We start from the raw sequence: 15836 nt of genomic DNA, 5'->3' as shown, positions 1-15836 counted from the left end.
CTAAACCTTCTTTTGCAGGATGATTTCAACACGGCGATTTCTGGCGCGCCCGTCGCGGGTCTTGTTGTCACCTATCGGCTCGGTCGCCGCACGGCCTTCGGAAGTGATCAGTTCGGGAGGAACGCCTGCTTCGGTCAGGAAATCGGCAATCGTTCTTGCTCGCGCTTCGCTGAGCCCCTGGTTCGATTGAAATGGGTTCGATCGTTGAACCGGAACACTGTCGGTGTGACCTATGACCTTTACCGCACCAACGAACTCGATGTTGTCCAGGATCACCTTGGCGATTGAGCGCATCAACTCGTCATATTCGGTGTTCAGGTCCGCCTTTGCAGACTTGAACACCTCGGGGTTGGTTGATTGTACGACCACTACGGCGACTGACACATCCTCACGTCCTGACAGGGCCGCCACCCGGTCCTTGGGCGCAGCCTCGGCGACAAGCGGCAGCAGTTCAATCATCACGGGTTCCAACAGCACCGGTTCCGGTTGGGTCGTCTCAATGATCGGCCGGTAGATATCCGCGCGTTCTGGCGGCGGAAGGACAGCGGCCAGCGTAAACAGATTTTCGCCCCGGGCGGAAAGGCGAACGCTCAAAGCGACATAAGTCGCCGCGATCACCGCGACCGCAATAAGCAATATTGCCCAAATTGGCAGGATGAAACCCTTGTCCTCGTCCTGTGCCAGGACACCCTGCCAGTGCGGCGACAAGGGGCGTTCTAGGGCCTCGCGATCGCGGTTGAGCCGGTCCAGTTGCGCCCGAAGCTGCATCAATGCGGCTTCTCCATTGCTACCTTGGACGCGGTATTTTCCACGAAACCCAAGTGCAGTGCAGACCTGAGCCAGTTCCAGCATGTCGGGGTCACGTTCCGGGTGACGCATCAACTCTTCGACCAACTCGAAGTACCGGTCGCCCACGTCCACGTTGCCATAGAGCGATACGACCAGGGGTAAACGCGGCCACCCCGAAGAGCCGCCCCACGGCGTATTGATGGCAATATCATCAAGCAGGGCTGCAACGAACCACGCGCCCTGGTCCGCCCGGCTCAACGGCACCCCGGCCGCAACCGCGCTGTCACGGGCATAAGTGAGATTGTCGAGCAGTCGCGTGCGCAGGGTTTCTGGGTTTTCCGGGGCATTGGCCCGTTCGAGTTCCGGCGCCAAGCCCAGGAGCGCTGCAAACGCGTTTATCAGGGGATTCTGACCCGCACGGCTTTCCCGCAATCTGGGCGAATAGCCCGGATCGGCTGCTGGCTGTCCGCCCGCCGGTTGTTGCGGTTGTCGATCAGACGGGCCAGACGCGCCGCGCCTGACCGGCCGCACCCGTGTGCGACCCGCGTCGTTCTTCAACCCAAATGGATCATCCTTGGTCATATTCTCACCGTGTTACGGCATAGCAGTCGATTTCCGGCTCGCGGTCCAGCTTTCCGGCCACCCCAAGCACAAAACCAGGCGCATCGCGCAGCGCTGCCCAGTGTTCAGACCCGCGATCCAGTTCCAGGCAGAGGCGCTCGCCGTCATATGGAATTTCACGCGGTTGCGAATGCAGTGGTCGCAAGGGGATACCGGGCAAGCGTGATTTCCAGAGCGCGTCAAACTCGTCTGCCGCCCCAACCGTTGCCTGATCGACGAATATCTTGCGCAGCATCGCCTCGGACATGTCGCCACCGATCCGGAGGACAATCCGGGACGAGCTCAGTATCTCGGGATTATCGATCCTGACGGTCCAGATATTGTCCGAGTGGCGCGCAACCCTCAGCGCCCTTGTCTTGGGCTCGACATGCCGCAAGGACAAAACCAGCGAGCGGAGCGTGTTTGCCAGCTCGTCAAAGGCGGGCTGTGGGTCGATATGGTCGTATTCTGGCAGCACGGCCATGCGCCGTGCGGAGGCACCATAGGTCGACATTCGCCCCGCCAATTCCGCAAGCTCGCAGTATAGCTCGGAGGGATGAATATCGTTCTGGCCCAGCAGGTGGGCGATCTTGGGTCGCGCCGAGTTTGACAGTTCCAGGATCAACAGGTTCTCCATCGAGGCCCCTGCCCCACCGACAACCAAGCTGGCATGGGCTTCGGCGATGCGATCAAGGCCAGTCACCAGCTCTCGCAAGAAATCGCGATACCACGAAACCGCCGACAACCGCAGAGCCGGCGGCAAGAACCCAGGCACAAGGGCCACCCCACCGTCGGCACCCAACCCTTCGATGCGGGCGATCGGAAGCACAACGAATCCCTTGGTTTCTTCTTCAGGGCGCAGCAAACGCGGTGCCAGCCGCGCGGTCTCGATCTCGGCGGGGTCAGCCCCGTCGCGGATCACATCTCGCGCTTCGTGGATCTCGCCGCGATATCGCGCCCCTGACGGGGCGGCGTGGGCCGGGTCGATTTGCGCCGCCCCGGTCCGTTCCGCCGGAATTGCAAGGGAAACAAGGCCGGATTTCATTCCGGCAGTCACCGGCATTGGTTCCACGTCGGCAGTTGTTTCAGGCAGGGAAAACACCGTTCCGTCGGGAAAGACGCCCTGCGCCGACAAGAGGCTGACCATACCCGCCGAAAGGGCGGCTGGGTCAAGCTCCAGTTTCGTGAAACCGAAGCCTTGCCGCGGCATGGCCCCGAGTGCTGCCCGGACCAGCCATTCGCCATGTCGATCTTGTTGTTGAAAGTGCTGGGTCCTGAGAAACAACCCCTCGGACCAAACCACCCTGTTCGAATTCGACATGCCTGCCGTTCCCTTCTTTGTCTTCAGGCCACAGAAATCCCGCTGGAGCCGACCGTGATGGTCATGCCACCACTGCTTTTTGGGGCCGGGACGCGGCTTCGAAACGATTTACCCGCCGGAGAGCGGAACCCGGCAACCACGCCGATTGCAGCAACCCCCGGCTGAACGGAAATGACCTTGGTCACCGGGGTCGCCCCCGAAACGACGATCTGATCCGCGCGTACGAAATCGGTGCCAAGCGCGGCCGAGGGGTTCTGCAACGCAAAATAGTCCGCGCTGTCAAAGGCCCCTGTGCCGGTCATCTGTACGATTGTCAGGGTCAGCGGCCGATCCGCGCCGTCGGGGCCCGGGTTCATGCCAGGTGTTCCGACAGCTTTTACCGTCAGGTTCGCAGCCGAAGGGCCCAGACATCCCGAAAGTCCAACCGCAGCGGTTATACCGCCCAATATCACGAATTCTCTGCGTGCAAGTGCCATGTCAGTTCCTCCGTTGGTTTTCATAAGCGTCTCTGAAATCCTGCCCGATTTCTCCAAGAAACTGCTCTTCGGCAGATCGCGCGATTTCGCGATACCGATCCTGGTAGAGTTGCCACATCTTGGCGCTGCGCCCACCTGCGATCAGCTTTTCCAACAGACCGGTTTCGTCCAGGTCCTTCTCGATCTCTTCGGGATCAAACCTGTCGATCATCCGCCTCAGCGATGTTTGCAGCGCCGTCCAGGTCCTTAGCTGATGATCCACAAGGTCGCTGTAAGCCTCTGCCACAGCCCTGCCGGGCGGCAGATACCCGGCACCGCGCGGATGGATCAGCGCAGCGACGGCTTCGTCCGTCGATGCCAGGAACTTTAACGGGTTGACGTCGGCGTTGGAAATCAGGGTTTGCGCCACGCGCACCTTTTGTTTTTCTTGCGCCCGCGTGCGCAGCAGCAGCATCAGCCCGTCGACCAGTTCGCGGAGACGGGAACCGACCTCTTCAACCTCGACGGCCAGATCGCCCACTGGAACCAGATCCGGGTCAAGACCTAGGCCGCGATAGAGCGCGGCCCGGATCATGTCCGCATCTCCGGTGTTTACTTGCGGCAGGCTGGGCTCGCTCTTGTGGTCCGAAACAAGCCGCTCAGCGGGTGGCGCCGGTTTTACCGGATCCGGGGTCACCACCGGTTCCACAGGTTTGGGCGCAGGTGCAGGTGTGTCAAAGTAACCACCGCGCTTTGGTGGCGAACTTGATGGCAGATCATCCGCTTTGGGCGCCTGCTGCGCCTTTCGCATGTCCATTCCGAACGGATCTTCCTGCGCAAATGGGCGCGGCGCTGCCGGAGTTTCCCGACGCACGGAAAAGCGGTCTTCGCGGCGCATGCCAAACGGATCCGGCAGACTTTCGGGCCGCGCAACAGGTTCTTCGACCTTTTCAACTGCACCAAAATCGAATGGACTGTCGGGCGGTGCCGGTTTGGCCGCAGCGCTCTCGCCCAAGGACGTCTCGACACGGAACACAAAATCACCCAGACGCAAGCGCATGCCTTGATCCAATGGCACAGAGTTGCCCGCACCCAGCGGATTGGCCGAGTTGTCTATATACAGCCCCCCACTCGATGCATCGGTCACCATGACAGTACCGTTCTCTTCACTCAGGATCGCATGACGCCGGGACACGAACATGTCCGGATCTTCAAGACGCCAGTCGGCTTCGTCACTGCGCCCGATGATCACTTGCCCGCCAGAATACGGGATCTCCGTGAACTCCTGCGGTCTTGGCGCGTTTTCCAGAACCAGTCGCAACATCATGCCGAAGCCCTCTGCCGGTCACGGGCGGTGAAATGGACAAAACACATATCCTCCGCGCCTTGGCTTTCATCAGGTGACAACCACGATGTCCGCCCCAAACGCGAGGTCCCGAGCCGCGCCGCGGGAACCTCGCCCGCTGCCAGGATCAAACGCAGATCAAATTCGATGGCTTTTCCATGGGCGAACACCACTGCGTGCTGTAAGCGCCGCCATGTGGCGGCATCGTCCAGAAAGGCAGAGAACTCAGGAAGCGTCAGCGGCCCAATTCGGATTTCGGCCCGGGACTGGCGGTCGAAAACCCGCGCTCCGGCGACGGCACCTTGTCCAAGGCCGGAATGGGCGGTTCCCAACCTTGTCTGAAGATGATCCGGCAAGACGATCCAATGGCCCACGAACTCACGCACGGCCACCGGCAGTTCCAGAACCGTGGACAGGAAAGCCGCCAGTCGACCGGGGCTTTGGACTTGTTGCACAAGTGCCGTCGCCTGCCGCAGTTTTCCGTTGTCCAGACGACCGTCTCCACTGGGCGTTCCGGGAAGGCCTATACCCGCCAGCGCCCGCATCATGGCGCTGACATTGCCACCGCCGGTGTGGCCCACCTGAACATCCGCCCGTGCATCCGCCCAGGCGCGCCAGAAAAGGGCGATGTGACGGTGTTGCAGCAAGTTGATGAAGTTCAGGAACGACGTATCCGCGGTTGCACCCGCGGTATCGCCTGCGAACCAGCGATTGGACATCCGCTCCATGATCCAGCGTGTGAGATGAAGCGGCAACGGGCCTTCAGGGCCAATCAACCCAAGGACATTGACGGCAACCTGGGGCGGCTTTTCCGCCGTTCCCGGCACCATCTCCGCCACATCAGACGCTGCAAACACCAGGCGCGGAGACTGACCAAGCCGCGCGGGCTCGGTCCCGGGACCACCCGCCCTGCCAAACCGTGCGCCATCCCGTTCCAGCAGGCGCAGCAGCTGGAAGAAGTTCATTTGACGCACAGTTTCGGCTTGCCTGGTCAGATCAGAACCCGGCTGCCCGGCTTCATCGGCCATGTCACCTCCTGTTGTTGTTGCAGCAGCCGGGTTTTTGTCCGGACAAAGGAGTTCGTAGCAGCGGCCCGGGTCAGAATCTGGGCCAGCAGCGCTGACAACAAAAGTGAGCTCCCCCCGGAAAGCTGGCTTTCGTCGACATCAAGCGTGATCTCCATTCCATTGCCGAAGCAAATCGGCCCGGGCACCTGCAACCGCTCGATCAGCGGTCGCGATCTCAATGCAGCGATCGAGCGCCCATGCCGGGCCAGCACCGGGTCGCCCCGGTCTGCGTACAAGTTTATCATCGCCCGCAACGGTTCGGCGCCTGCGCTGTCTTCGGCCAGTGAAACAAAGCCCATGTTCAGTTGAGCAATCCAACGCCAAATCAGATCGTTCATCCGCTCCTCACCGCCAGGCCCTCCCGGGCGCGCGCTGCGAAGCGAGGGGCGTGGCCGACGAAACGGTTGCAGCAAATTGACGCTTCCGACCGGGTCACCGGTTTCAAGGGTCAGGACCGGAGTGTCATCCAGTATCGGCAGATCGCGATTGGTGCAAAGCGCCCGAATATCCAACCGGGTCGGCCGGGATGCCCCAGCACGCGCACCGGCCGGCCGGGCGACCGAAATGAAAAGATCGTCACCAGTATAGCTGGTCCGGGTCTGACCACGCCTGATCTCGTCATCGCCAGGGCGCCGAGGCCGCCGGTCAGTGGTGTAGACATAGCCGCTATCAGCCTTGTCCTCGAAAGAGAACAGTGGCGGGACAACAGCTTCGGGACCGTCGATATCGGCATCTTCAACTCGCAAAAGCCTGTAGATTTCGAAATCCCGAGGCCGTGTGCGATCCGCATGGACGATATGTGCGGGCCGATAGGCATCTAGACCAACCAGATTGCATTCGTGTTCGAACAAATTGACGAGCGGCGCGACAAAGAGGCGGAAATCATCTGCCACGAGATCCCGCAAATTGTCGAACGGTTCGTTCAAAAGCAAAACCACTTCAACATCGGTTTCTTTCGCCATCCGGACCGTTGGCGAGAGTCCTGACAATGTCAGGCCTAGAAACCTTTCAGGCATCAGGAAGTATTCCCTGAGCAACCGGTATCCTTCGAACGCGGGCCGGACGCGTGGCAATAGTGCCTGCTCGTCGGAAACACCTACCATCGCGGGTGGTTCGCATTTGGTGAACGTCGCACCGGGCCGCGCTGGTCGGGAAACTACCGGCCCACCAAATCCAAAGATTGCGTCAAACAGCTGCGTTCCTCGTCCGGCCGAACCGAAGTAAAGATCCAAACGATCTAGGGCCAGGTCCGACAGTGGACCCGGGCCGGTTCTGGTCAACACCAGCCTGATGCCCGCGGCAGCCGACCGGGTCAATCCTTCGGGCACGCCCGCTTCGGACAAGGCGCCGGGATCCTGAAGGTACCGAGCGGATTTGATCTTGATGGGCCACAGATGAATGTCTTGTGCGGTTGTGTAGACGGCGCGGGTGCTGAGGCCCGGTTTCAGACCGGCAACAAGCCGCGTACCGCGCTTGACCTTGTGACCGCCAAGCATGCTTTCCACTTGCGGTCCGGGATTCAATTGCGCCATCGACATGGCCGGCCCCGGTCCGGCCAAATCCGGATAGAGCATGTCCAACAGATTGCGCACATACCGGCTCGCTTCACCATCGACCTTCAGACGTGTTCGCGCCGCCAGAAAGGCGACCCCTTCGAGCAGGCGTTCAACATATGGGTCGGGGCAAGGTACGCTGTCCAAGGACAGGTTACGCGCCACGTTTGGATGCAGGGCCGAGAATTCCTGTGCCAGGGCTCTCAGCTGGATCAGCTCTTCCTCATAATATTCCAGGAACGCCTGATCCATCACATATCCTCAAGCTGGGTCCGCGCCTGCCCGTTGTCCAGATCCACTGTTGTCGACAACCTCAATCTCTCGGGGACGGGGGACAGCATCAAGATGCCGTCTACATCTATGCGCATTCCGGTCTTGTCACCGACTTTGACTTTGACCTTGATACTCTCCTTTCGCAGCCGTGGTTCGTACACCTGAAGCACTTCTCGGATTTCCCGGGCCAACGCGTCCTTGTCGAAATCCGTACCCGACATTCGTCCCGCGAAAGATGGAACACCGAAATTCAACACGCTGCGCCGGACCTCTGGAAAACGCGCAAGCTTGGCCGCCGGTGTTTCGACCGACAGGCTTTCGCGCTCGGTCATCAGGAAATCCGCTTCCAGCCGCTCGACGTTGAACAGCATCTCGATGTCGCGGCGAACAGCTTCGCGCAATACATTTGCAGAAACGACAATCCCGCGATCCTCGAGGCGCATCCGATGCGAGAGTTTCTGTTGCAGGCGATGCAGCAGAAGCCTGGTCTTTTCCGGCAAGTCCGTCCGTTTTTCAATGGCACGTGGACCACCAGAAACCAATGTGTCGACGTCTGCCAAGCTTTCGAGAATGCGCGCGAGTTCGGCGCGCATTCCCTCTGTTTCGGCAACCAGTCCCGGCAGGTCGTCAACCAGCCGATCCCAGAGGGACGGTTGCACCGCCTCGTGCCTCGACGTTCTTATGTCGTTGGCCTCAGCCATGCGCCGCCGTCCGATTCTTCAACTCATACGCCCTTGGCGATGTCGAATTCGATTTCGTGTTCGTCACCAGCCGAATGGTCGTCGGCCTGAACAATATACTTGACGTTCACTTGCTCGAAGGAGAAGCCGCCCTGTTCCTCTATCATGTCGTGAAGGTCACTGTTATTGCCAAGAACATGATAGCTCGAAAGGACGACATTCGTCATCGTGATGGTCAGATAGTCGAGATGGACTTCTCCCGAATCCTTGCGCACGGTCAGAACAACTTCGTCAAACGACCGGGCCTGCATGCAGGCCAGTGCCAGATAGGGCGAAGACGCGTCATAGAACTTGCGGAACTTCAGTGCGTCCACTCGCGCCCGGGACTGCGATCGACCCCGGCCAATCTGCGCGACGGCGGCCTGTTCGATAGCCCATTCGACATCATGGATGTCAATTTCATCCTCATGCTCGGCACGCTGGGATTCCCCATCAATGTCGGGGATTTTTAGATAACCGGTCAACGGCATAGTATTGTCTCCCTGTTCTCAAGTTGGAGTAAAATAATCAGCTCTTTACAGATGGCAGCTCCGAAACCAGCCGCAGGCTCGCGTTGATACCTTCCAGCTGGTAATGGGGCCGCAGAAAGAACCGGGCATTGTAGTACCCCGGTCGTCCTTCGACGCTGTCCACCTGTACCTCGGCCGCAGCGAGGGGGCGCTTGGCCTTGGCCTTGTCGTCGGCCATGGCGGGGTTGGCCAGCACGTAGCGGTTGATCCACTCGCTAAGCCAGACCTGCATGTCCGAGCGTTCCTTGAATGTCCCGACCTTGTCGCGCGCGATTGCCTTCAAGTAATGTGCAAATCGGCTGACCGGGAACAGATAGGGCAGGTTCGCCGAAAGCCGCTCGTTCGCCTGTGCGTCCGGGTCAACCAGACGACCGGCGCGCGCTTCGTCATCCTGAAGGCTGTGCGCCCCGATAAACGCCGCGACATCGGTGTTCTTGCGATGGAGGATCGGCATCATGCCGAGCTTGGCCAGTTCCGCCTCGCGCCGGTCGTCGATGGCAATCTCGGTCGGGCACTTCATCGCCACGGATCCATCATCAGTCGGGAAGGTGTGAACCGGCAGGTTGGTAACGGTGCCACCGGATTCGACACCACGAATTTGGGTGCCCCATCCATACAGCTTGTGGCTGCGGTTGATGTTCACGCCCATTGCAAACGCGGCATTCATCCAGACGTAGTGATCGTGTTTTCCGTCGAGCTGCTCTTCGAAATCGAACCCTTTTACCGGCACGGTATCGGCCCCATAGGGCAGGCGTGCCAGGACCCGCGGCATGGTCAGACCGATGTAGCGGGCATCCTCGCTTTCGCGCAGGGACTGCCAGCTGGCATAATCCGGGCTGGACACGATCTGTTCCAGATCCTGCGGATTGGGCAGTTCCTGCCAGCTTTCCATGCGGAACAGTTGCGGCGCGGCGGCCGCGATGAACGGCGCGTGAGCTGACGCACATATCCCCGAAAGATTGCGCAACAGGCCCACATCCTTGGGCTTGTGGCTGAACTCGTAGGCCCCGACGATGGCGCCAAACGGCTCGCCGCCGAACATCGAGTATTCGTCGCTGTAGACCTTCTTGAAAATCGGCGACTGGTCCCACATCTGGCCTTCGTAGTCTTCCAGATGGTCCGCCAAGTCCTCTTTCTTGATGTTCAGAACCCTTATCTTGAGCTTCTGATCCGTTTCCGTGTTGTTCACCAGATAATGCAGCCCGCGCCAGGTCCCTTCTATCTGGCGGACTTCTTCGCAGTGCAGAATCTCGTTCATCTGTGTGCTGAGCAGACTGTCGATACCGGAAATCAACGATTTGATCGACTTGACCGCATTACCCGAAATCGTTGCTGTTCCGGAACGCTCCTTGGCGGCAACCGCCAGATTGTGAACCAGCGACTTGATCTTGTCGCCTTCGCTGTCCTTGACCCGGAAATCCTTCTCCAGAAGGTCGCTGAATTCACCCAGATCAAGCGCTTCGGCTTCGGCAGCGCCAGCGGCGCCTTGTTTCTGTTCTTCGGCCATCTCAGTCCTCGCTTCCGCCAGCGTTTGTCTTGACCGCTTCTTCAGCGACCTGGGCCAAGAGCGGTTCGTTGTTCAACAATTGGGCAATTCGTTTCTCGGCATCGACCTTGCCGTCCATGTAGCTGAGCAGCTCTTCGAGTTGTCGACGCATCTTCAGCAATTCGGCAAGTGCGGGGACCTGTTCCGCCACCTTGTCCGGGGCAAAATCGCTCATGCTCTTGAACGACAGATCGACGAACATTTCTTCATCCGCCTCCTCGCCCTCAGCGGCAGGCAGCTTGTTGGGGACCCGGGCCTTTACACGTGGAGCAAGCGCTTCCATGAACTTGTTAAACCGGCCGGCATCCGTTTCGACAAACGCCCGATCAACGACAGCTTTCTTGGCTTCCCGTGTCTCAGATTCTCCGGCGAGATCAGCCATCACACCCATCACAAACGGAAGCTCGATCGTTGTGGGGCTGCCGTAGTGTTCGACGTCATAAGCAATTTGCACCCGAGGCGCGCGATTGCGTTCTATGACCTTCTGCTTGCTTTCGCTCATTCTAGTGACCTCTCCTGACTTCCCTATTTTTTCTTGGACTCTTCCAAACCTGCGACCATCCTGAACTCCTTCAAACCCGATGGTGCAACTTCTTCCATCAGTTGCACGAAATCCATCGCCACCATCCGGTGAAGACGCCGGGCCAGATGCGGGATCGGACTCGAAGGTTCGGTCCGCTCGTAGAACGCAATGATGGCGTCCAGGCTTTTTTCGACATCCGCACGTGACCCGATGGTTCCCGGCGGCGCTGTAGCCGGTCTTGCCGCAGCAGGTGTATTTGGCGGCGCAGCAGGGCTGGGTGCCGGATCTGCTGTTTCAACGGACGGCGGGGTTTGGCCAGCGGCATGGGCAATGCCGGACTCAATGGCGGCCTTGCACTGATCAAGAAACTCCGTCAGCCCGGGCACCGAAAAGCCAAGGTCGCCGGCACCATTTCCCTTTTCCGTCAAGGTTGCACTTATCGCTGCAATGCCCCCCAAGGCCGCAGACAATTCTTCACTCAAGGTCGCGGCCCGTTCCGGTTCTTCAGCCGCCAGCGCCCGCACTGCCGCCGTTACCCGGCTGCGCCGTGTGGAATGACTGGCCAGGATAGCATCCTTTTCCGCCTGGTTCAGCCCGGACGCCGCCCGGTTGAGCACCTCGAAATCGGTCAAAAGACCCAGAGCCAGATCGTTGCCGGAAATCTTTCCGATACCCCGCGGGTTCAGTACGACATTGAACTTCAGATCTCCCAGAAGCCCATTGTCGTCATTTTCAAGTTGCCGCAGAGCGTTCATTCGGGGAAGCGCCGCTGCCTTTGGATCATCCCTATCACGCAATGCCGGGTGTAGCGCGTCCCAATGGTTCGCAATGATCTGCGCCATCATCTGCAAGCCTTGCGCAAGTCCCTGGAAACCTTCCAGATTGGCGGCAGCACGGGTGGCAATCACAATAAGTCGCAAGTCACGCCCAAGACTCGCCAAATCCTGAACCTGGTCCCAGACGTCCTGCCAATCGACCTGTGAAGCGCTTTCGTTGGGGGACCCATCCGGGTTCAAACGTTCGGAGCGGGCGGCAGGCTGAAGAAGCCGCTCGATCGCATGAAAGGCAGGCTCGTTTCTCAACTCGATGCCCGCGGGACCTCCACCTTCCGGACCCGCAAGGAGCGTGCCGAACTCCATCTCATCCAACCCCAACAAAAATAATGCAAAATCAATGCATATAGTCTTTCAGATGATACCGATTCTTGCAACATTCATGGTTTGTCGGCGGCAGAGGTAGTTACAAAGAGGTATGCCCACTCTCCCTTGAATCCCGGTTCGGATTTCAGAAAGCGCATCCGCTCCTGCAAAAAACTCAAGTATGCTTGAGCGGTTTCGACTAGGGGTCTGGGCGAATTGTACAGCGGCGCATTCACGGCAATGGTCAGAACGATGTCCTGCCCAAACGGCGGCGCGATCTCGAACTTCACCGGCGGTTCGCCGTCCTGTGACCCGGGTACAGAGAAAACCTCGCCCGCTGATCGCAACCGTGGAGTACCGCCAATGGCACCGAGATGCAGGACCTGCCCTTCTGCGTCGAAATAGTCGACATAGACATACGCATCATAATCCGGCGCTGTCAGATCTATGCGCAGCAACTCTCCTTGCGTAAACGCATATTCCCGCGCGAACCCTTGCGCGCCGATCATCGCCGCGTCTTTGTACTGTTCCTCCGATTGCGGTAAACCGCTTGCCTCGATCTGCCCCAGCACGTCGCATTGCGGGCGGGGGAGAATGCGCAGCCCGTCATCGACCGGGAGCACAGATCCGAGCTGGGACCGCACAGCAGAAATAGCCGTTGCACGAAAATCGTCTGCCGGAACGTGACCCAGCAAGTGCACACGGCCCGTGACGGGATCGAATTCGGTTCGCAATCGGGCACAATCTACAGCGGCCATCGCGGTTCGGATACCATCGCGCACCTCGGCGGCGCCAGAGGGAACCAGGAACGCCTCAACCGCCAACAGGGCGGCGGCGTCCAGCTCGCCGACCCCGTCCGGGCTCCAGTCCAATGACGGAGTCAACCGGGTCTGGGCCAACGCGAAGACAGTCGCAACATCGGCCGGTGGAACAGAGATCCGTGCCGGTTGACCGGCCAGCACTAGGTCATCAACATTGCGTGCTGGCGCCGGTTTTTCGGCCGCAAGTTCCACCGCCGGGCGCTCGTCGGACAAGGGCGTGCCAAGGACGGAAACCCGGTCCAGATCGACTGTTTGCGGCCGGGCGGTTTTCGCTGGAGAGAGAGTTGGTTCCGACGATGCGACCCTTATTTCCGTCTTGGCGACCAAAGTGGCTGCTGAGGGATTGGCGATCAGCGTAGACACTGCCTCCCCCAGGCCAGTGTGTTCAGACAAAACCTGAACCTGCGGGTTTACAGCGGCAATCTCCTGGAAATCTGGTCTATCAGATTTGGCAAGGACGCCCTGCATCGTCGACTGAGGCCGCAACGTCGAACCTTGCAGAGCGACTGGGCGCGCGACACCGGATGGCACGACCGCAGCATTGGTCCGGTGTCCTCCGGGCCGCGCGGCCAGAGCGTCGGATGCGTCCGGCCTAACGGACGCACCCTGAACTTCGGGAACGCGCACCACGGCCATTGTCAGTTCGGACCGCGCGATGGCCTGTTGGGGCATGGGACGCGGCAACAGGAACGCAGCGATAACCAGCACAAACCCACCATGCAGCGCCAGCGAAACCATGCTGCCGGCCGCCGCATGAGCAAGCCGGGTCACCACCCTTTCTCCGGCGTGACAACCAGAACGACGTCGGCTATTCCTTGTGCCTCCAGCGCGGTAAAAACCGGCAACACATGGCGAAGCGGCGTCGCGGCGTCTGCGTTGACACGTACCAGTTCAACGTCTTCAGCCAGTGCGGCACGCCGGACATGTTCGACCCAGTCTGCACCAGTCGCCTGACCATTCACAGCCAGCGCTCCATCCTCCGCGATCGAAACGGTAACGCCTCCGCCGGGCATATCTGTTCCCGTGACCGCTTTCGGCGGAGTGACCCTAAACGGCGCTGAAGCATCCAGCCGGGCAACCAGCATGAAGAAGACCAGCAGAAAGAAGACGACATCAACCAGGGCCACGACAGGTTCTGCACGAGGGTTGGTGGGTCGTCTTCGTAACTTCATGGCCGCGCCTCAAGCCGGACAAGACGGGTCCGCGTGACACCGGCACGGGTCAACGTGTCCATTACTGTAGCCAAAGCCTGAACCGGCGCCTCTCCCGACGGCAGGATCAAGACGGTATGCGCGCTGAGATCTTCGGTTTGAAACCAATCGCCAAGCTCTGCGGCCGGGACCACCACGCCCCTGATCACGGTCCTGCCTTCGGTGTCGATACGCAGCAGTATCGAGCCGCCGGGGGGGTCGTCAGCGGCAACCCCGGAATCTTCGGTGACCTGCGAAACCGGGATCATATCGAGATCGAGGTAGACGGACGTCACCATGAAATAGAACAACAGTATGAAAAGCACGTCGATCAGCGGCACCAGGGTGACCTTTGGCAAGACACCGCCACGCCGGACCGCTTTCATTTCTTCATCCGTTGGCTCGCCGATGACAGGGCGCCGACCATCGTGCGTTCGATCTCTTCCGATCCCGCCTCGGCCCGCGCCGTCAAGATCGCGGCGCCCACCAAGGCCGGAATGGCAACAACAAGGCCAGCAGCGGTTGTCAACAGCGCCTGCCAAATTCCCCCTGCAAGGATCGAGGCATTAGCCGCGCCCTCAGCCAGTTCCAGCGATCGGAACGATTGTATCATGCCCAGAACCGTACCCAGCAGACCCAGAAGCGGCGCAATCATGCCGACAAGTTCCAGAAACCGGACCCCGCGATATAGCGCATGGGATTCCGCATTTCCGCGTTGCTCAAGTTCTGATGTCAGAACCTCGACAGAAACACCGGTTTCAATCAGGGCAGTCGCCCGCAGCAGAACGCGGTCCGCAGGACCTTGGTCCGATACAGTGACGGCTTCACCTCGCGCCAGCTTTTCAAGTGCTTCGTCTCTTTTCGCCCGTCCTGTACCTATGGTCCAAAGCGCCAGAAGTCGCGCAACAAGAACAGAAACTGACGCCAGTGAAAGAAGCCCAAGCAACAACAGGATCGGCCCCGATATCCCGAGCGCCGAAAGGTCGAAAGAAGCCATGGCTATTTGACCAGCGGAACGGCGGCTTTGCTGTCAAGCTCGATCAACTCGAAACAATCCGTCTCATCCCGGTTTTGCGGCTTGCAGCTTCCGATCTCGTGCAAAAGAATTTCACTTAGCCCGTTGCAGTCTGTTTCCGGAAACTCAAACAGTTTCAGCGTTGTACGGGCCGCTGGCAAGGGCGATGCATCGACGGTCACCAAGCGGTCAATGACACCGTTCGTTCCCAACAATGCCAGAGAAATTTCCAGCGCCTCGAAACTCATGCCGGATTGATTTCGAAACAAGAAATACGCGCGACAGCCGCTGCCTTCGCCCGATTCCAGTTTGTTCAGTTCGACGGTTAGCGGACCAGACGCCTGGGCGGCGACACAGGTCGGTGCCAGCAGTATAGCAGTAACAATCCGTTTGATCACTGTTCTTGTCCCTCCGGTTCCCTTCTGCCGCAAGATTACCAGAGATTCGGGTCGCGGTCGCCAACCTTGGTGTTTGGCGATTTGCTGGGGCTGTGAGATAGTGACAATGATTGTTGAGGAGATTGCCATGGATGAAACCCGTCAGATAGATGGCGTGTCCATTGGACTGCTGTTGGGCTTCGAAGAGAATTCGCCCCTTGTCGTCTTTCCCGGCAATCCATGCGACCACGCAGTAACCGCACGCAGTCTGGCGCGCTTGACGGACAACGATGTGGGCGGCGAAGTCGCGTTGATGTTCGAAGATGGCGACCTGCGGCGGCCCTTGATACTGGGTAGAATTCAGAGAGAGGTGCGCAAAACTGTCGAGCCGACAGTCATCCACGACGGCGAGACCGTTCGCGTCAGCGCAGAAAAACGTCTTGAGCTGAGGGTTGGCAAAGCCTCCATCATTCTTGAACAGGACGGTCGTGTCACGATCAGGGGTACCAATGTTACCACCCAGGCCAGCGCGGCCAACCGCTTGCGTGGCGGGTCTATACATTTGAATTGAGA

Annotated in this window: 17 protein-coding genes; 1 reads left to right on the top strand and 16 read right to left on the bottom strand. The window is 59.5% G+C overall.

Annotated elements, in window-relative coordinates:
- From icmH to G0P99_RS11265, 16 genes are all read right to left on the bottom strand, one after another.
- Positions 1 to 1371, bottom strand: coding sequence for a type IVB secretion system protein IcmH/DotU (gene icmH / locus G0P99_RS11340; protein ID WP_164129829.1), 1371 nt, complete (start codon positions 1369 to 1371; stop codon positions 1 to 3).
- A 4-nt stretch (positions 1372 to 1375) separates the two neighbouring features.
- Complete coding sequence (gene tssK / locus G0P99_RS11335; RefSeq protein WP_164129828.1) at positions 1376 to 2710, bottom strand: type VI secretion system baseplate subunit TssK; 1335 nt, start codon at positions 2708 to 2710, stop codon at positions 1376 to 1378.
- A 23-nt stretch (positions 2711 to 2733) separates the two neighbouring features.
- The gene (tssJ, locus tag G0P99_RS11330; protein WP_164129827.1) at positions 2734 to 3186 is read right to left on the bottom strand and encodes a type VI secretion system lipoprotein TssJ; all 453 of its coding nucleotides are present in this window, start codon (positions 3184 to 3186) and stop codon (positions 2734 to 2736) included.
- 1 nt (position 3187) lies between these two features.
- On the bottom strand, positions 3188 to 4492 hold the full coding sequence (gene tagH / locus G0P99_RS11325; protein ID WP_164129826.1) for a type VI secretion system-associated FHA domain protein TagH: 1305 nt from the start codon (positions 4490 to 4492) through the stop codon (positions 3188 to 3190).
- Positions 4489 to 5538 carry a type VI secretion system baseplate subunit TssG gene (tssG, locus tag G0P99_RS11320; protein ID WP_164129825.1) on the bottom strand — a complete coding sequence of 350 codons (1050 nt, stop codon included), beginning with the start codon at positions 5536 to 5538 and terminating at the stop codon, positions 4489 to 4491. The genes tagH and tssG overlap by 4 nt, the downstream gene beginning before the upstream one ends.
- Positions 5502 to 7382 carry a type VI secretion system baseplate subunit TssF gene (tssF, locus tag G0P99_RS11315; protein WP_164129823.1) on the bottom strand — a complete coding sequence of 627 codons (1881 nt, stop codon included), beginning with the start codon at positions 7380 to 7382 and terminating at the stop codon, positions 5502 to 5504. The genes tssG and tssF overlap by 37 nt, the downstream gene beginning before the upstream one ends.
- On the bottom strand, positions 7382 to 8104 hold the full coding sequence (tssE, locus tag G0P99_RS11310; RefSeq protein WP_203583073.1) for a type VI secretion system baseplate subunit TssE: 723 nt from the start codon (positions 8102 to 8104) through the stop codon (positions 7382 to 7384). Before tssE ends, tssF begins: the two co-directional genes overlap by 1 nt.
- 23 nt (positions 8105 to 8127) lie before the next feature.
- Positions 8128 to 8613 carry a type VI secretion system tube protein Hcp gene (locus tag G0P99_RS11305; RefSeq protein ID WP_164129821.1) on the bottom strand — a complete coding sequence of 162 codons (486 nt, stop codon included), beginning with the start codon at positions 8611 to 8613 and terminating at the stop codon, positions 8128 to 8130.
- Between the two features lie 37 nt (positions 8614 to 8650).
- Positions 8651 to 10159: a type VI secretion system contractile sheath large subunit gene (gene tssC / locus G0P99_RS11300; RefSeq protein ID WP_164129819.1), complete on the bottom strand. Its 1509-nt coding sequence runs from the start codon at positions 10157 to 10159 to the stop codon at positions 8651 to 8653.
- A gap of 1 nt (position 10160) precedes the next feature.
- Positions 10161 to 10700, bottom strand: coding sequence for a type VI secretion system contractile sheath small subunit (tssB, locus tag G0P99_RS11295; protein WP_164129817.1), 540 nt, complete (start codon positions 10698 to 10700; stop codon positions 10161 to 10163).
- Positions 10701 to 10723: 23 nt separating this feature from the next.
- Positions 10724 to 11860, bottom strand: a complete 1137-nt coding sequence (locus G0P99_RS11290) for an ImpA family type VI secretion system protein (protein WP_164129815.1) — start codon at positions 11858 to 11860, stop codon at positions 10724 to 10726.
- 74 nt (positions 11861 to 11934) lie between these two features.
- Positions 11935 to 13452: a DUF4384 domain-containing protein gene (locus G0P99_RS25055; protein WP_164129813.1), complete on the bottom strand. Its 1518-nt coding sequence runs from the start codon at positions 13450 to 13452 to the stop codon at positions 11935 to 11937.
- Positions 13449 to 13808, bottom strand: coding sequence for an ExbD/TolR family protein (locus G0P99_RS11280; RefSeq protein WP_370462761.1), 360 nt, complete (start codon positions 13806 to 13808; stop codon positions 13449 to 13451). Before G0P99_RS11280 ends, G0P99_RS25055 begins: the two co-directional genes overlap by 4 nt.
- A 41-nt stretch (positions 13809 to 13849) precedes the next feature.
- Complete coding sequence (locus G0P99_RS11275; RefSeq protein ID WP_164129809.1) at positions 13850 to 14257, bottom strand: biopolymer transporter ExbD; 408 nt, start codon at positions 14255 to 14257, stop codon at positions 13850 to 13852.
- Positions 14254 to 14868: a MotA/TolQ/ExbB proton channel family protein gene (locus tag G0P99_RS11270; protein WP_164129808.1), complete on the bottom strand. Its 615-nt coding sequence runs from the start codon at positions 14866 to 14868 to the stop codon at positions 14254 to 14256. The genes G0P99_RS11275 and G0P99_RS11270 overlap by 4 nt, the downstream gene beginning before the upstream one ends.
- A gap of 2 nt (positions 14869 to 14870) precedes the next feature.
- Positions 14871 to 15284, bottom strand: a complete 414-nt coding sequence (locus G0P99_RS11265) for a hypothetical protein (RefSeq protein ID WP_164129806.1) — start codon at positions 15282 to 15284, stop codon at positions 14871 to 14873.
- Positions 15285 to 15411: 127 nt separating this feature from the next.
- Between G0P99_RS11265 and G0P99_RS11260 the strand changes: the two genes are divergently transcribed.
- Complete coding sequence (locus G0P99_RS11260; protein WP_164129804.1) at positions 15412 to 15834, top strand: DUF6484 domain-containing protein; 423 nt, start codon at positions 15412 to 15414, stop codon at positions 15832 to 15834.
- Positions 15835 to 15836: the final 2 nt, after the last annotated feature.

The sequence above is a fragment of the Ruegeria sp. PrR005 genome (assembly GCF_010500245.1).
Taxonomy (GTDB): Bacteria; Pseudomonadota; Alphaproteobacteria; order Rhodobacterales; family Rhodobacteraceae; genus Ruegeria_B; species Ruegeria_B marisflavi.
Note: the sequence above shows the minus strand (reverse complement) of the source record. Positions and strands in the feature narration are given on the sequence as shown.

Coding starts and splice junctions, on each gene's coding strand:
- G0P99_RS11305 (WP_164129821.1), bottom strand. CDS start 8,613: ATGCCGTTGACCGGTTATCTAAAAATCCCCGACATTGATGGGGAATCC.
- G0P99_RS11275 (WP_164129809.1), bottom strand. CDS start 14,257: ATGAAAGCGGTCCGGCGTGGCGGTGTCTTGCCAAAGGTCACCCTGGTG.
- G0P99_RS11270 (WP_164129808.1), bottom strand. CDS start 14,868: ATGGCTTCTTTCGACCTTTCGGCGCTCGGGATATCGGGGCCGATCCTG.
- tssG (WP_164129825.1), bottom strand. CDS start 5,538: ATGGCCGATGAAGCCGGGCAGCCGGGTTCTGATCTGACCAGGCAAGCC.
- tssC (WP_164129819.1), bottom strand. CDS start 10,159: ATGGCCGAAGAACAGAAACAAGGCGCCGCTGGCGCTGCCGAAGCCGAA.
- icmH (WP_164129829.1), bottom strand. CDS start 1,371: ATGACCAAGGATGATCCATTTGGGTTGAAGAACGACGCGGGTCGCACA.
- tssK (WP_164129828.1), bottom strand. CDS start 2,710: ATGTCGAATTCGAACAGGGTGGTTTGGTCCGAGGGGTTGTTTCTCAGG.
- G0P99_RS11260 (WP_164129804.1), top strand. CDS start 15,412: ATGGATGAAACCCGTCAGATAGATGGCGTGTCCATTGGACTGCTGTTG.
- tssE (WP_203583073.1), bottom strand. CDS start 8,104: ATGGCTGAGGCCAACGACATAAGAACGTCGAGGCACGAGGCGGTGCAA.
- G0P99_RS11290 (WP_164129815.1), bottom strand. CDS start 11,860: ATGGAGTTCGGCACGCTCCTTGCGGGTCCGGAAGGTGGAGGTCCCGCG.
- tssJ (WP_164129827.1), bottom strand. CDS start 3,186: ATGGCACTTGCACGCAGAGAATTCGTGATATTGGGCGGTATAACCGCT.
- tagH (WP_164129826.1), bottom strand. CDS start 4,492: ATGATGTTGCGACTGGTTCTGGAAAACGCGCCAAGACCGCAGGAGTTC.
- tssF (WP_164129823.1), bottom strand. CDS start 7,382: ATGGATCAGGCGTTCCTGGAATATTATGAGGAAGAGCTGATCCAGCTG.
- tssB (WP_164129817.1), bottom strand. CDS start 10,700: ATGAGCGAAAGCAAGCAGAAGGTCATAGAACGCAATCGCGCGCCTCGG.